The 15448-nt window shown below is 69.1% G+C and carries 13 protein-coding genes and 1 rRNA gene; 2 read left to right on the top strand and 12 right to left on the bottom strand.

The genetic code is table 11. The features are described 5' to 3' along the window. Positions 1 to 16 precede the first annotated feature (16 nt). Positions 17 to 1542, bottom strand: a 16S ribosomal RNA gene (locus tag OHA88_RS26370). A gap of 633 nt (positions 1543 to 2175) precedes the next feature. Beyond that, entirely contained in the window at positions 2176 to 3192 is a 1017-nt protein-coding gene (locus tag OHA88_RS26365; RefSeq protein WP_328627309.1) for a GlxA family transcriptional regulator, read from the bottom strand. A gap of 74 nt (positions 3193 to 3266) precedes the next feature. Here OHA88_RS26365 and OHA88_RS26360 point away from each other — a divergent pair, with 74 nt between their 5' ends. Continuing rightward, the gene (locus OHA88_RS26360) at positions 3267 to 3854 is read left to right on the top strand and encodes a cysteine hydrolase family protein (protein WP_328627308.1); all 588 of its coding nucleotides are present in this window, start codon (positions 3267 to 3269) and stop codon (positions 3852 to 3854) included. A gap of 3 nt (positions 3855 to 3857) precedes the next feature. Here the strand turns inward: OHA88_RS26360 and proC are convergent, their stop codons facing one another. The 9 genes from proC to OHA88_RS26315 all read right to left on the bottom strand — a co-directional run bounded on the left by proC (position 3858) and on the right by OHA88_RS26315 (position 12615). Further along, the gene (gene proC / locus OHA88_RS26355) at positions 3858 to 4667 is read right to left on the bottom strand and encodes a pyrroline-5-carboxylate reductase (protein ID WP_328627307.1); all 810 of its coding nucleotides are present in this window, start codon (positions 4665 to 4667) and stop codon (positions 3858 to 3860) included. Positions 4668 to 4743: 76 nt separating this feature from the next. Continuing rightward, positions 4744 to 5571, bottom strand: coding sequence for an ABC transporter permease (locus OHA88_RS26350; RefSeq protein ID WP_267004546.1), 828 nt, complete (start codon positions 5569 to 5571; stop codon positions 4744 to 4746). After that, positions 5568 to 6335, bottom strand: a complete 768-nt coding sequence (locus OHA88_RS26345; RefSeq protein ID WP_030972406.1) for an ABC transporter ATP-binding protein — start codon at positions 6333 to 6335, stop codon at positions 5568 to 5570. The genes OHA88_RS26350 and OHA88_RS26345 overlap by 4 nt, the downstream gene beginning before the upstream one ends. Positions 6336 to 6435: 100 nt before the next feature. Beyond that, a complete protein-coding gene (locus OHA88_RS26340) occupies positions 6436 to 7200 on the bottom strand; it encodes a class I SAM-dependent methyltransferase (protein ID WP_328627306.1) in 765 nt (254 codons plus the stop codon). Positions 7201 to 7224: 24 nt separating this feature from the next. Further along, entirely contained in the window at positions 7225 to 7761 is a 537-nt protein-coding gene (locus tag OHA88_RS26335) for a hypothetical protein (protein WP_328627305.1), read from the bottom strand. Between the two features lie 154 nt (positions 7762 to 7915). Then, the gene (gene ilvD / locus OHA88_RS26330; protein ID WP_326629362.1) at positions 7916 to 9766 is read right to left on the bottom strand and encodes a dihydroxy-acid dehydratase; all 1851 of its coding nucleotides are present in this window, start codon (positions 9764 to 9766) and stop codon (positions 7916 to 7918) included. A 168-nt stretch (positions 9767 to 9934) separates the two neighbouring features. Continuing rightward, the gene (locus OHA88_RS26325; RefSeq protein ID WP_328627304.1) at positions 9935 to 10576 is read right to left on the bottom strand and encodes a TetR/AcrR family transcriptional regulator; all 642 of its coding nucleotides are present in this window, start codon (positions 10574 to 10576) and stop codon (positions 9935 to 9937) included. Beyond that, positions 10573 to 11400, bottom strand: a complete 828-nt coding sequence (locus OHA88_RS26320; protein ID WP_328627303.1) for a sugar phosphate isomerase/epimerase family protein — start codon at positions 11398 to 11400, stop codon at positions 10573 to 10575. The genes OHA88_RS26325 and OHA88_RS26320 overlap by 4 nt, the downstream gene beginning before the upstream one ends. Before the next feature lie 267 nt (positions 11401 to 11667). Further along, a complete protein-coding gene (locus tag OHA88_RS26315; protein WP_326604436.1) occupies positions 11668 to 12615 on the bottom strand; it encodes a Ppx/GppA phosphatase family protein in 948 nt (315 codons plus the stop codon). 40 nt (positions 12616 to 12655) lie between these two features. Here OHA88_RS26315 and OHA88_RS26310 point away from each other — a divergent pair, with 40 nt between their 5' ends. After that, complete coding sequence (locus tag OHA88_RS26310) at positions 12656 to 13525, top strand: hypothetical protein (RefSeq protein WP_267004539.1); 870 nt, start codon at positions 12656 to 12658, stop codon at positions 13523 to 13525. 31 nt (positions 13526 to 13556) lie between these two features. Here the strand turns inward: OHA88_RS26310 and OHA88_RS26305 are convergent, their stop codons facing one another. After that, positions 13557 to 15341, bottom strand: coding sequence for a BACON domain-containing protein (locus tag OHA88_RS26305; protein ID WP_328627302.1), 1785 nt, complete (start codon positions 15339 to 15341; stop codon positions 13557 to 13559). Positions 15342 to 15448 lie beyond the last annotated feature (107 nt).

Genomic DNA, 15448 nt, shown 5'->3' with positions numbered 1-15448 from the left:
AAGAAGTGCTCCTTAGAAAGGAGGTGATCCAGCCGCACCTTCCGGTACGGCTACCTTGTTACGACTTCGTCCCAATCGCCAGTCCCACCTTCGACAGCTCCCTCCCACAAGGGGTTGGGCCACCGGCTTCGGGTGTTACCGACTTTCGTGACGTGACGGGCGGTGTGTACAAGGCCCGGGAACGTATTCACCGCAGCAATGCTGATCTGCGATTACTAGCAACTCCGACTTCATGGGGTCGAGTTGCAGACCCCAATCCGAACTGAGACCGGCTTTTTGAGATTCGCTCCGCCTCGCGGCATCGCAGCTCATTGTACCGGCCATTGTAGCACGTGTGCAGCCCAAGACATAAGGGGCATGATGACTTGACGTCGTCCCCACCTTCCTCCGAGTTGACCCCGGCAGTCTCCTGTGAGTCCCCATCACCCCGAAGGGCATGCTGGCAACACAGAACAAGGGTTGCGCTCGTTGCGGGACTTAACCCAACATCTCACGACACGAGCTGACGACAGCCATGCACCACCTGTATACCGACCACAAGGGGGGCACCATCTCTGATGCTTTCCGGTATATGTCAAGCCTTGGTAAGGTTCTTCGCGTTGCGTCGAATTAAGCCACATGCTCCGCTGCTTGTGCGGGCCCCCGTCAATTCCTTTGAGTTTTAGCCTTGCGGCCGTACTCCCCAGGCGGGGAACTTAATGCGTTAGCTGCGGCACCGACGACGTGGAATGTCGCCAACACCTAGTTCCCAACGTTTACGGCGTGGACTACCAGGGTATCTAATCCTGTTCGCTCCCCACGCTTTCGCTCCTCAGCGTCAGTAATGGCCCAGAGATCCGCCTTCGCCACCGGTGTTCCTCCTGATATCTGCGCATTTCACCGCTACACCAGGAATTCCGATCTCCCCTACCACACTCTAGCCTGCCCGTATCGACTGCAGACCCGGGGTTAAGCCCCGGGCTTTCACAACCGACGCAACAAGCCGCCTACGAGCTCTTTACGCCCAATAATTCCGGACAACGCTTGCGCCCTACGTATTACCGCGGCTGCTGGCACGTAGTTAGCCGGCGCTTCTTCTGCAGGTACCGTCACTCTCGCTTCTTCCCTGCTGAAAGAGGTTTACAACCCGAAGGCCGTCATCCCTCACGCGGCGTCGCTGCATCAGGCTTTCGCCCATTGTGCAATATTCCCCACTGCTGCCTCCCGTAGGAGTCTGGGCCGTGTCTCAGTCCCAGTGTGGCCGGTCGCCCTCTCAGGCCGGCTACCCGTCGTCGCCTTGGTAGGCCATCACCCCACCAACAAGCTGATAGGCCGCGGGCTCATCCTTCACCGCCGGAGCTTTCAACCCCGTCCCATGCGGGACAGAGTGTTATCCGGTATTAGACCCCGTTTCCAGGGCTTGTCCCAGAGTGAAGGGCAGATTGCCCACGTGTTACTCACCCGTTCGCCACTAATCCACCCCGAAGGGCTTCATCGTTCGACTTGCATGTGTTAAGCACGCCGCCAGCGTTCGTCCTGAGCCAGGATCAAACTCTCCGTGAATGTTTTCCCGTAATCGGGAGACACATCACGAGAGCGGGACGATCAGCCGGAATAAGACCGACCGTCCACAGCGTCCTCGCTGTGTAATTGCCTACCGGAACCACAAAGGCCCGGCAGGACTTTCAAAGGAACCACCAACCTGCCGAAGCAGGCCGGGGTATCAACATATCTGGCGTTGACTTTTGGCACGCTGTTGAGTTCTCAAGGAACGGACGCTTCCTTTGTACTCACCCTCTCGGGCTTTCCTCCGGGCTTTTCCCTTCGGTCTTGCGTTTCCGACTCTATCAGACTCTTTCGTGTCCGATTCCCGGTCGAAGCGGGTTCCGCTTTCCAGGTTTTCGCTTTCGCGTTTCCCTTTCCGGCGAGTCCGACTCTATCAGATCCTTTCGGGCCTGATTCCCAGTCAGCGGGATTTGCCTTCCCGGCTGTTGGGCCGTTCCGACGAGTGAGACTTTAGCGAATCCTGCGCCCCGACGCTAATCGGGGTCACGCTCCTTCGAACGCGGATTCTTCATTTCGCAAATGCGCACGCAAAGCGGGGCGACAGGCGTCGCTCGCTTGTTGTGGTTACTGCGGAATGGTTGTCCGGGGACCGACCGGGGTCGGCACTCACGTCGGACAACTCGGAGCACATTACGGATGCGGGCGTTCCATGTCAACCTCCGGTTGGCCCAGGGTGTGCCGGAAGGCCAGGCGGTAGTCGCGAGGGCTGGTGGCCAGCTGGGTGGCGAAGTGCTGGCGCATCGTGATCTCGCTGCCGAAGCCGGTACGGCGGGCCACCTCGGGGAGGGGGAGGTCGGTGCGCTCCAGAAGCTTTTGAGCTGCGGCGATGCGCTGAGTGATCAGCCAGCGCAGGGGTGTGGTGCCCGTGGTCGCCTGGAAGTGGCGGGCGAAGGAGCGGGGGGACATGCGGGCACGGGCGGCGAGGCCGGTCACCGTGTGCGGTTCGGCCAGGTGGGTCAGGGCGTGGGCCCGTACGGCGGCGAGGGTGTCGGCATCCCGGTCGGTGTGCGGGGTGGGGTGCTCGATGAATTGGGCCTGGGTTCCGGTGCGGAACGGGGCCGTGACCATCGAACGGGCGATCGCTGCTGCGGCTTCGGCGCCATGGGTCGTACGGACGAGATGGAGGCAGAGGTCGATGCCGGCCGCAGTGCCCGCTGACGTCCAGATGTTGTCGTCGTGGAGGAACAGCGCATCCGGGACGACCGTCACGCGGGGGTGGTGGGCGCGAAGGAGATCGGTGAGGTTCCAGTGGGTGACGGCCCGGCGGCCGTCAAGGAGGGCTGCCTGGGCCAGGGTGAATGCGCCGCCGCAGAGCGCGGCGATCGGAGTGGAGCGGGCGTGTGCGCGACGGAGGGCTTCCAGGACCGGGGCGGGGGCGGGTGTCAGGTGGTCGTCGAGGCCGGGGACGACGATCAGGTCGGCGCGGGTCAGCCAGGAGAGGGTGCGGTCAGGGGTGAGGGAGAGGCCGCCGCGCAGGGGGATGGGGGCCGGGTCGGCGGCGATGCGGCGCAGGTCGAAGGGCGGGACGCCACGGTCGGTGCGGTCCACGCCCCACACCTCGGTGATGACCGAGACGTCGAACGCCCGGACGCCCGGGAACGAGACCAGGGCGATGCGAGTGGGGGTGGGTGCGGGTCCGGTCGCCATGGTGGCAGTAAAACATCGATCGATGACTTTTCGACCTCTGGGCCATGCCGGTGCCAGGCGGCAGCATCGTTCCCATGGAGATTGCAGAGAACGCAGCGCTGGTCGTGGTGGACGTGCAGGAGGGCTTTGAGGAGGAGGGGTACTGGGGGCCGCGGAACAATCCCGAGGCTGATCGGAACATCGCCGAACTGATCGATGCGTGGCAGGAGAGCGGGCGCCCCGTCGTATTCGTACGGCATGACTCGGCGAAGCCGGATTCGCCGCTGCGGCCCGGGTACTCGGGGAACGCGTTCAAGGGATACGTGGAGGAACGGCGGGGAAAGGGCAGTGGGCCCGAGCTGTTCCTGACGAAGACGGTCAATTCAGCCTTCTACGGGACGCCCGATCTGGGGGCGTGGCTGAACGAGGCCGGAGTACGGCAGATCGTGGTGGCCGGGATCCAGACCAACATGTGCGCGGAGACGACGGCGCGAATGGGCGGGAATCTCGGGTACGAGGTGTTCTTCGCGTTCGATGCGACGTACACGTTCGACGCGATCGGACCCTGGGGGTGGGAACTGAGCGCGGACCAGCTGGCGCGGGCCACCGCTGTGACGCTGCACAGCGGTGGGTTCGCGAAGGTCGTGGCCAGTGCGGAGCTGGTGGCGGCCGCGGGGAAGTGAGGGTCAGCCGTTGCCCGAGGCCAGCTCGCGGCTGCGGTCGCGGGCTGCTTCGAGGGCGGCGATCAGGGCGGCCCGTACGCCGTGGTTCTCCAGCTCGCGGATGGCGCTGATGGTGGTGCCGGCCGGGCTGGTGACGGCTTCGCGGAGCTTGACCGGGTGTTCGCCGCTGTCGCGGAGCATCACCGCGGCGCCGATGGCGGCCTGCACGATCAGGTCGTGGGCCTGGGCGCGCGGCAGGCCGAGCAGGATGCCCGCGTCGGTCATCGCCTCGACAAGAAAGTAGAAGTACGCGGGTCCCGAGCCGGAGAGCGCGGTCGCCGCGTCCTGCTGGGACTCGGGGACGCGAAGGGTCTTGCCCACGCCGCCGAAGATCGCCTCGGCGGCGGCGAGATGGTCGATGGTGGCGTGACTGCCCGCGGAGATGACGGACATGCCCTCGTCCACGAGGACGGGGGTGTTCGGCATGACACGTACGACCGGAGTCCTCGCAGCGAGGCGGTCCTCGATGAAGCCGGTCGTGATGCCGGCGGCGGCGCTGATGACCAGGCGGTCGGCGGTGATGTGAGGGGTGAGCTCCTCGAGGAGCCGGCCCATGTCCTGGGGCTTGACCGCGAGGATGAGGATGTCGGCGCACTTGGCGGCCTCGGCGTTGGTGACGGACTCGACGCCGTAGCGGGTACGGAGTTCCTCGGCACGCTCGGAGCGACGGGCGGTGACCAGCAGGTCGGCGGGGCGCCAGCCCGCCCGGATCATGCCGCTGAGCAGGGCCTCGCCGATCTTGCCGGTGCCGAGGACTGCGACTGTCTGGGTCATGCGGTTCACCCTCCGGACGGTGCGGTGGTACGCGGTTCTGGTGGTACGTCGTCGCCGCCATCCTCGCACCGGGACGTCAGGCGGTGCGGCGGCGGAGGGTGGCTGCGCCGAGGGTGAGGACGAGGAGGGCGCAGCCCGCCACGATCAGGACGTCACGGACGAAGTTGCCGGTGACGTCGGTGTGGTGGAGGACTTCGTTCATGCCGTCGACCGCGTAGGACATGGGCAGGACGTTCGAGATGGCTTCGAGGACGGGCGCCATCCGGTCTCGTGCGATGAACAGGCCGCAGAGCAGGAGCTGCGGGAAGATCACGGCCGGCATGAACTGGACGGCCTGGAACTCGGATGCGGCGAAGGCGGAGACGAACAGGCCGAGTGCCGTGCCGAGCAGGGCGTCGAGCAGGGCGACGAGGAGCAGCAGCCAGGGGGAGCCGACCACGTCGAGGCCGAGCACCCAGACCGAGAGCGCGGTGGCCAGGAGGGACTGGAGGATCGCGACGGCGCCGAACGCGAGGGCGTAACCGGCGATCAGATCACCCTTGCCCAGCGGCATGGCGAGGAGGCGTTCCAGGGTCCCCGAGGTGCGTTCGCGGAGGGTGGCGATCGACGTCACCAGGAACATCGTGATCAGCGGGAAGATGCCGAGCAGCGAGGCGCCGATCGCGTCGAACGTGCGCGGGCTGCCGTCGAAGACGTACCGCAGCAGCGTGATCATCACGACCGGGATGAGGAGCAGCAGCGCGACGGTTCGCGGGTCGTGGGTCAGCTGGCGCAGGACGCGGGCGGCGGTGGCGAGGGTGCGGGCGGGGCTGAGTGCCTGGGGCCCGCGCTGCGCGTGGGGGTGGGGGCCGGCGGTTGCCTGCGGAGTGGCGGGGGCTTGCTGCGGCGTGTTCGTCGAGCTCATCGGGCGTTCTCCTGACGGGTGGCGGCCTCGTCGACCAGGTGAAGGAAGGCTTCTTCGACGGTGGCGGTACGGGCGTCGGTGCGCAGCGCCTCGGGGGTGCCGTCGGCGAGGATCTCGCCCTCGCGCATGAGGAGCAGGCGGTGGCAGCGCTCGGCCTCGTCCATGACGTGGGACGAGACGAGGAGCGTGGTGCCGTGGTCGGCGGCGAGGCTGTGGAAGAGGTTCCACAGATCGCGGCGGAGTACCGGGTCGAGCCCGACCGTGGGTTCGTCGAGGATCAGGAGTTCGGGGGTGCCGAGCAGGGCGGCGGCGAGGGAGACGCGGGTGAGCTGGCCGCCGGAGAGAGTGCCGGCGAGAGCGTCCGCGTGGCTGGTCAGGTCCACATCGGCGATGGCCCGGGCGACGGTGGCCCTGCGGGCGTCCCGGTGGCTGCGGCCCGGCTGGAGGATGGCCGCGAAGTAGTCGAGGTTCTGCCGGACGCTGAGGTCGGTGTAGACCGACGGTGCCTGGGTGACGTACCCGATGCGCGGGCGGAGGGTGGGGTGGCCCGCAGGAGTGCCGAGGACGTCGAGGGTGCCGGTGACCTTGGCCTGGGTGCCGACGACAGCTCGCATCAGGGTGGTTTTGCCGCAGCCCGAGGGTCCGAGGAGTCCGGTGATCCTGCCTGGTTCGACGGTGAAGTCGAGTCCGCGCAGGACGGTTCGATCGCCTCGTACGACGGTGAGGCCGCGGGCCTCGATGGCGACGCCCGAAGAATTCATCATGCGATGAATTTTGATCCCGTGGCGCCCCCGCGTCAAGGGACCCGGCGATACGGACGCAGGGCCGTCGGGGACGGGTGGTACCCCCGCTTCGGCATGACGGTCAGCGCGTCGCCACGCTGAGGTCGACCACGTAGCTCTCCTCGACCGCGCCGTCAGGGAAGAGCTCCGCGAGGCGGACGCGCTCCTCGTTGAGGAACCGGCGGGTGGGTTCCTCACCGAGGACGAGGAATGCGGAGTGGCTGCCGAGGTTGGCGAGGTGCGTGTCCAGCGGCACCCGGCGGGTCCAGGGCAGCGTGCGGTGTGCGAAGCGGAGCCCGGCCGGCAGGTCGCGGGAGTGGACGGGCGAACCGTGGGCGCTGTGGTCGGCGCCGAAGAAGCGGCGGAGGCGGGCGTCCTGCTCGGCGATCCAGGGGACGGAGTGGTCGGAGACGTTCCACCAGAGCGCAAGCGCGCCGCCCGGGCGCAGCACGCGGAGGGCCTCGGGGGCGGCGAGGGCCTGGTCGGTCCAGTGCCAGGACTGGGCATACGTGATCAGATCGGCCGAGGCGGTGGCGAAGGGGAGGCGGTTGCCGTCACCGCGCACGATCGGGATCTGCGGGAGCGCCCGGTGGAGTTCCGCCGCCATGCCGGGGCCCGGCTCGACGGCCGTGACGTGGGCGCCCCGGTCGTGGAGGAGGCGGGTGGAGATTCCCGTGCCCGCCCCGATGTCGAGGGTGCGGGCACCGCGCAAGGGGCGACCGGTGAGCTCTTCGACCGAGGCGAAGAGAGCGGGCGGGTAGCCGGGCCGGGCCGCGGCGTACTGGGCGGCGGCGCGGTCGAAGGAGAGGGCGCGGGGACGGGGGGCGGGCGGGTCCGTGTGGGGCATGGGGCCATCGTCGCCCGGGTGGAACTACTTGCGCCGGGGTTTCCTGGCCTTGGGCGTCTTGCGGCCCGCCGGGTTTCCGGTCCTCGTCGCGCGGCGCTTGGCGTACCGGGCGACGGCCGTCTCGTACTCCGTGCGCCGCAGCTTCTCGCCCGGCGCCTCCAGGAACGAGCGGACGAAGTAAGCAAGTAGCGAGCCGATGAAGCCGATCGTCTTGAGACCGCGCAGGTTGTCCTCACGGGCCTGGTCGGCGGGGCGTTGGCTGAATCCTTCCCAGGTCTTGCGGAAGGCGACGGCGCTGCAGACGGCGAACATCAGGATGACCAGGATGCCGACGAGACTGCCGACATCGGCGATCTCCAGGCCCTGGTAGGCGAAGCGGAGCACGAAGCAGGAAGCGACGGCCGCGGCGAGGGAGCCGAGAGCGACGCCGACGCGGCGGAGCCCGTACTGACCGTCGTGCTCGACCCAGGACGTACCGAAGAACCGGATGGGCTCGGGCTGCGGGCCCGGGGCGGTGGATCCGGGCTCCGGGCCGCTGGGTGCTTCGCTGTTCTCGCTCACGAGGTCGATTATCCCCGGACGGCGACGGTGGCTGCGGCGGCACCGTCCCCGTGCGGGGCGGACGGGGCGAGGCCGGCCTGATCCGCAGCGGGTGTGCGTCGGCCCCCGGCGACCACTGGGTCGCCGGGGGCCGAAAGAGGCCGAGGTGTGTGCGTCAGCCGAGCTTGGAGACGTCGCGCACCGCGCCGCGGTCAGCGCTCGTCGCCATCGCCGCGTACGCCCGCAGCGCCGCCGAGACCTTGCGCTCGCGGCTCTTCGGCGCGTACACGCCGTTCAGCGCCTCACGGCGGGCGGTCAGCTCGGCCTCAGGGACGAGGAGGTCGATCGACCGGTTCGGGATGTCGATCCTGATCCGGTCGCCGTCCTCGACGAGCGCGATCGTGCCGCCCGATGCCGCCTCCGGCGAGGCGTGGCCGATCGACAGACCCGACGTACCGCCGGAGAAGCGGCCGTCGGTCACCAGGGCGCAGCTCTTGCCGAGGCCACGGCCCTTGAGGAAGGAGGTGGGGTAGAGCATCTCCTGCATGCCGGGGCCGCCGCGCGGACCCTCGTAACGGATGACGACCACGTCGCCCTCCTTGATCTCCTTGCGGAGGATCTTGTCGACGGCCTCTTCCTGCGACTCGCAGACGACCGCCGGGCCCTCGAAGGTCCAGATCGACTCGTCGACGCCCGCCGTCTTCACGACGCAGCCGTCCTCGGCGAGATTCCCCTTGAGGACCGCGAGGCCGCCGTCCTTGGAGTACGCGTGCTCCATGTCGCGGATGCAGCCGCCCGCCGCGTCCAGGTCGAGGGTCTCCCAGCGCTCGGACTGCGAGAAAGCGGTCGCGGAACGGACGCAGCCGGGGGCCGCGTGCCACAGTTCGACGGCCTCGGGGGACGGAGAGCCGCCACGGACGTCCCAGTTCTTCAGCCACTCGGCGAGGGTGGCGGAGTGCACCGAGTGCACGTCCTCGTTGAGCAGGCCGCCTCGGTGGAGCTCACCGAGGATGGCGGGGATGCCGCCTGCCCGGTGGACGTCCTCCATGTAGTACGTGCCGCCGGGGGCCACGTTGGGCGCGACCTTCGACAGGCAGGGGACGCGGCGGGAGACCTCGTTGATGTCGTCGAGGTCGTAGGCCAGCTCGGCCTCCTGAGCCGCGGCGAGCAGGTGCAGGATCGTGTTGGTGGAGCCGCCCATGGCGATGTCCAGCGCCATGGCGTTGTCGAAGGCGGCGCGGGTGCCGATGGAGCGCGGCAGGACCGTCGCGTCGTCCTGCTCGTAGTAGCGCTTGGTGATCTCGACGACCGTACGGCCGGCCTCCTCGTACAGCGCCTTGCGGGCGGTGTGCGTGGCCAGGACGGATCCGTTGCCGGGGAGGGAGAGGCCGAGGACCTCGGTCAGGCAGTTCATCGAATTGGCGGTGAACATGCCGGAACAGCTGCCGCAGGTGGGACAGGCGTTCTCCTCGATACGGAGGATGTCCTCGTCCGAGACGTTCTCGTTGACCGCGTCGCTGATCGCGTTGATCAGGTCGAGCTTGCGGACCGTACCGTCGACCAGGGTGGCCCGGCCGGCCTCCATCGGGCCGCCGGAGACGAAGACCGTCGGGATGTTCAGACGCATCGCGGCCATCAGCATGCCGGGCGTGATCTTGTCGCAGTTGGAGATGCAGATCAGCGCGTCCGCGCAGTGCGCCTCGACCATGTACTCGACGGAGTCGGCGATCAGGTCTCGGGAGGGGAGCGAGTAGAGCATCCCCGCGTGGCCCATCGCGATGCCGTCGTCGACGGCGATGGTGTTGAACTCGCGCGGCACCGCGCCCGCGGCCTTGATGGCATCGGAGACGATCCTGCCCACCGGTGCGAGATGGGTGTGGCCGGGGACGAACTCGGTGAAGGAGTTGGCGACCGCAATGATCGGCTTGCCGATGTCCTCGCTCGCTACGCCCGAGGCCCGCATAAGGGCGCGGGCGCCCGCCATGTTGCGGCCGTGGGTGACAGTGCGGGACCTCAGCTGGGGCATCGTCGCTCGCTCCTTCGACAGATATGACTCCCTCCGAGGGTACGCCTCGGCTCCAAGATCTGGACACTCTGTCCGGAATGCGGGACGGCGTGCTCGCTGTGCGAGCGGGGCGCCCTGCTCCCGTGCCTGAATGCCGGACGGGCCGGGCGATGATGCCCGGAAGATCGGTCAGGCCTGCGTCAGATAGCGCTGCAGCGTCGGTGCGACCATCGCGACGATCTTCTCCGGCTCCGCCGAGGCCAGCGGCTCCGCCTTGATCACGTACCGCAGCATCGCGATCCCGATCATGTGCGAGGCGGCCAGCTCCGCGCGGAACGTCGCGTCCGGTACGTCCAGTGATTCCGCGATCCGTTCCAGCAGCCGTCGCAGCACAAAGCCGCGCAGCACCTTGGCCGCCGCCTCATGTGTCAGCGCGGACCGCATGATCGCCAGCAAGGGGGCTCTGGACGCCGGGTTCTCCCACACGCCGATGAAGTAGCGGGCCAGCCGCTCCCCCAGGCCGTTCGTGCCGCCGCTCAGGATGGCCGGGATCACCAGCGCGGGTTCGAAGGAGACCTCGATCGCCGCTGCGAAGACCTCGTCCTTCGTGCCGAAGTAGTGGTGCACGAGCGCGGCGTCGACCCCGGCCTTCTTGGCGATTCCCCTGATCGACGCCTTGTCGTAGCCGCGCTCGGCGAACTCGGTACGGGCCGCCTCCAGGATGCGTTCGCGGGCGCCGGGGCCGGTGGCCCCGGCCGTACGGGCGGGGCGGCCGCGGCGTTTGGGGCGTTCGGCGGGGTCGTGCGGGCCACTGCCCCCGTCGGTGGTCATGGGCGCGGCACCTGCGCCGTCGCGGACGCCAGGTGGAGGCGGGTGAAGGCCAGCGCCTCCGCCAGGTCGGCCTCACGTTCGGCGGCGGACATGGCACGGCGGGTATTGACCTCGATGACCACATGGCCGTCGAAGCCGGTACGGGCCAGCCGTTCCAGCAGTTCGGCACAGGGCTGGTCGCCGCGGCCGGGCACCAGGTGCTCGTCCTTGTTGGAGCCCTTGCCGTCGGCGAGGTGGACGTGGGCGAGCCGGTCACCCATCCGCTCGACCATGGCCATGCCGTCGGTACGGGCGGTCGCGGTGTGCGAGAGGTCGACGGTGAAGTGACGGTAGTCGTCGTTGGTGACGTCCCAGTCGGGGGCGTACGCAAGCATCTCGCGATCCCGGTACCGCCACGGGTACATGTTCTCGACGGCGAACCGCACGTCCGTCTCGTCCGCCATGCGCCAGATACCGGTGACGAAATCGCGGGCGTACTGCCGCTGCCAGCGGAACGGCGGATGGACGACGACCGTCGACGCTCCGAGCTTCTCCGCGGCCGCCCGGGCCCGCTGGAGCTTCACCCATGGATCGGTGGACCAGACCCGCTGCGTGATCAGCAGACAGGGCGCGTGAACGGCGAGGATCGGCACCTGGTGATAGTCCGAGAGCCGTCGCAGCGCCTCGATGTCCTGGCTGACAGGGTCGGTCCAGACCATGATCTCGACGCCGTCGTAGCCCAGACGCGCGGCGATCTCGAAGGCCGTCGCCGTCGACTCCGGATAGACGGAAGCCGTCGACAGGGCGACCTTCGCATCCGGGATGCGCACCACTGGTTCTGCCACGGAGACAGGGTACGGGGCGGCTGTGCGCGCCACCGAGGGGCCGAGGCGGAAAGTGAGCAGGGCCATGGTCGGCTCCACGTGCTTCCGATCGGCCCTCGGCCGCGCTTCGGTCGGTTGCGGGCGGCTTTCGGTCGGCGCCGGACGGTTTCGGTCGGCGCCGACCTGTTTCCGGTTGGCTCCGGACGGCTTCCGGACTGCTTCCGGACGGCTCCTCCGCGTCGTCCGGTCTGCGGGGAGGGGGGCTGGGTGAGGGGTGGGTGGCGTGGGTCAGTTCAGGGCTGCGGACGCCGTCGGGAGGTGGTCCAGGCGGCGCAGGATCACTCCCTCGCGCAGCGCCCACGGGCAGATCTCCAACTCCTCCACCCCGAAGAGGTCCATCGCCCCCTCGGCGACCAGCGCCCCGGCCAGCAGCTGCGCGGCCCGCCCCTCGGAGACCCCGGGCAGACGCCCGCGCTGGTCGGCGGTCATCGCCGCCAGCTTCGGCACCCACTCCTCCAGCGCCTTGCGGGTCAGGGTGCGCTGTACGTACAGGCCATCCGCGGAGCGCGCGGCGCCCGCGATCCTGGCGAGCTGCTTGAACGTCTTGGAGGTCGCCACGACATGGTCAGGACGGCCGAAGCGGCTGAATTCGCCGACCGTACGGGCGATCTGGGCCCGCACATGGCGGCGCAGCGCCTTCACCTCCGCCGGGTCCGGCGGATCGCCCGGCAGCCAGCCGGAGGTGAGGCGTCCGGCCCCGAGCGGCAGCGACACCGCGGTGTCGGGCTCCTCGTCGATGCCGAAACCGATCTCCAGCGAGCCGCCACCGATGTCCAGGACCAGCAGCCTCCCGGCCGACCAGCCGAACCAGCGGCGGGCGGCGAGGAAGGTGAGCCGTGCCTCCTCCTCGCCGGTGAGGACAGCGAGGTCGACGCCGGTCTCTTCCCGTACCCGGGCCAGCACCTGGTCGGCGTTGCTCGCTTCGCGTACCGCGGACGTGGCGAACGGCAGCACGTCCTCGCAGCCCTTGTCCTCGGCGGCCTGCAGCGCATCGGTGATCGTCATGACAAGCCGGTCCACGCCGGCGGGTCCGATCGCCCCGTCCGCGTCCAGCAGTTCGGCCAGGCGCAGCTCCGCCTTGTGCGAATGCGCGGGCAGCGGGCGGGCGCCGGGGTGCGCGTCCACCACCAGCAGATGAACCGTGTTCGACCCCACGTCGAGGACTCCGAGTCTCATACCTGGCACGCTACTGCTCCCGCGGACTTACTCTTGGCCCGTGCCAAAGACGAAAAAGGCGAAGCCGGGCAAAGTCACCAAGAAGCAGAAAACGAAGCAGGAGATGCAGCAGCCGGAAGTGAACGGGCCGGACCGGTCCGAAGACGAGAAGGGGATCGACTTCGCACGTGCCTGGGTCGAGTTCCCCGACCCCGCGGACGACGAACAGATCTTCCGCTGCGACCTGACCTGGCTCACCTCCAGGTGGACCTGCATCTTCGGCAGTGGCTGTCAGGGAATCCAGGCGGGCCGTGCGGACGACGGGTGCTGCACGCTGGGCGCGCACTTCTCGGACGAGGACGACGAGAAGCGGGTGGCGGACCATGTCTCCCGGCTGACCCCGGAGCTGTGGCAGTTCCATGACGTCGGTACGGAGACGGGCTGGGTCGAGGTCGACGACGACGGGGAGCGCCAGACGCGCCGCTGGAAGGGGTCCTGCATCTTCCAGAACCGGCCGGGGTTCGCGGCGGGAGCCGGCTGTTCGCTGCACATCCTGGCGCTCCGGGAGGGCAAGGAGCCCCTGGAGACCAAGCCGGACGTGTGCTGGCAGCTGCCGATCCGGCGTACGTACGACTGGATCGACCGGCCCGACGACACGCGTGTGCTCCAGGTCTCGATCGGTGAGTACGACCGGCGGGGCTGGGGTCCGGGCGGTCACGATCTGCACTGGTGGTGCACGTCGGCGACGTCGGCGCACGGTGCCGGGGAGCCGGTCTATGTGTCGTACCGGCCCGAGCTCACCGAGCTCATGGGCAAGGAGGCGTACGAGAGGCTGGTCGAGCTGTGCGAGGAGCGGCTGTCCTCGCTGCTGCCCATGGCCCCGCATCCTGCGGATCCTCCGGTGCAGCCGTCCGGGCCTGCGGGCTCCTGACGCGGCCGGGGCGACGGGCTGAAGCCGTCTTTCAGCCCGTCGACGCCGGGTCGCTCGGGCTTGTCCCCGGATCGGAGGGGTCGGGGGACGGGTCGGAGGGGGTGGACGGATTCGACGGGTCCGGGGACGGCGCCGGGCCCGTCGGTGACGGTGTGGGGTGTGTCGGGTGGGTCGGACCCGTCGGCGCGGGCGAGGCCGATGGTGGGACGGACGGATGGCTCGGGTGGGACGGCGCGGTCGGGCCGCCGGACGGTGCCGGCGCCGCTCTGTGCCCGCGGACCAGCACTGTCGAGCTCGACGGGGCGAGACGGATGCTCGCGCTCCAGGCCCCGGCCGGTTCCCGCGCATGGTCCACGTAGGCGCGGATCGTGACGCTCTGCCCCGCGGCGAGGGTTCCTGAGTGCCTGCTGAGGCGGAGCCAGGGCGCATCCGTCCGTGCCGACCAGGCCACGGGTGCACCGCCTGAGGCGGTCAGTGTGATCAGCGTGGTGCCGCCGGACGAGCGGGCCGTGACGGCGAACCGGCCGGGGCCGTGCTGCCCCGTCCCGGAGCTGATGACTTCGGCGGAGACATCCGGCGTACCACTGCCGTCCTTGAAACGGGAGCCGGGGTCGGGGCTGGCATTGCCGGCGTTCTGGTAGCGGTCGTACGGGTCGTCGTCGAACTCGCTCCGGCCGTCCGTCTCGGTCGCGGTGACCGCGGAGCCGTCGTGCCCCTCGCCGGTCAGCGGCGCGCCCCGGTAGGCGGACCACAGTGCGATCACGGGGGCGGCGACGACCGTCGCCACCAACGTCGTCGTCACGACTCTCGCCCGCAGCCGGTCCCGCCGCGCGGCGTGGTCCTTCGGGTCCATCGGGAAGCCCGTCCGGTCGAAGCGCGGAGTGGCGGACCGATTCCTCTGGGCATGCACCATCGCCACGTACGCGGAGGGTCGCGGGGCCTCGACGACCGGAAGTGCGGCACCCGGGCTGACCGACGCGCCCGGCCAGGGACCTTCGGCGCCCGCCCGCTCGGCGGCGTGACGACAGCGGGGGCAGTCGTCGACGTGACGGACGAGTTCGCTGCGCAGGGCGGCGGAGAACAGGACGCGACGGTCGCCGAAGAGCCGGGCGACGGTGGGACAGTTGCCGGTCTCGACGACGGCGAGGGCTGCCCGGGTGCGTTCCACTTCGCAGGCGGCGGCGGCCAGGAGCTCACGGGCGGTCGCGGGGTCGAGGCCGAGGACGGAGGCGACGGCGCGCGGGGTGAGGCGGTGGCGTACGGCCAGTTCGAGCGCTTCGCGCTGTTCGGGCGTGGTGCCGGCGGCCTCGGGCCAGGCGAGCTGCGCGAGTTCGCGGCGGTGCGCTTCGGCTGCCGCGGCGGTCTCGGAGGCGTCCGTAGCGTCAGTGGCGAGGGCGGTGGCATCGGGGGGCAGACAGGTTTGTGAGTGCGCCCCCCGGGCGGCCGCGGTCGTACCGCCCGGCTGTCCGGCCACATGGTGGCGGTGCGCCTGCCGGCCCCGATTCTGCTTGTGGTTCTTCTGCTCCGCGAGCTTGCGCAGGCACGTCCACCTGGCCAGCGCGTACAACCAGGTTTTACGTTCCTCCTCCCCCCTGGGGCACCGCCCGTCCTGCCGTTCCGCAATGGCGAGTACGGCGCCCAGCGCCTCGATGGCTCCGTCGTGATCGCAGAGCACGGAGAGGCAGTAGGTGAACAGGCCGTCGAGATACGCGTCGCAACGGGCAGGCGTTCGCCTCGGCGACGCCTGGGGCGCACGGCGCTGCGCCCGGTGTGCGCCGGTGGTGTGCCTGGGTGTCTCCAGCCTGCTGCTCGTCACCTTGCGACCGTAAGCAAGGCAGAGCGTGACCTTGGCTCACCTTTCGCACATTTAACCCTTACGGGTGAACGTATCCCTTGAAAGGGGACAGGAATCGTCAATTCCGT

The organism is Streptomyces sp. NBC_00353 (genome assembly GCF_036108815.1).
GTDB lineage: Bacteria > Actinomycetota > Actinomycetes > Streptomycetales > Streptomycetaceae > Streptomyces.
Note: the sequence above shows the minus strand (reverse complement) of the source record. Positions and strands in the feature narration are given on the sequence as shown.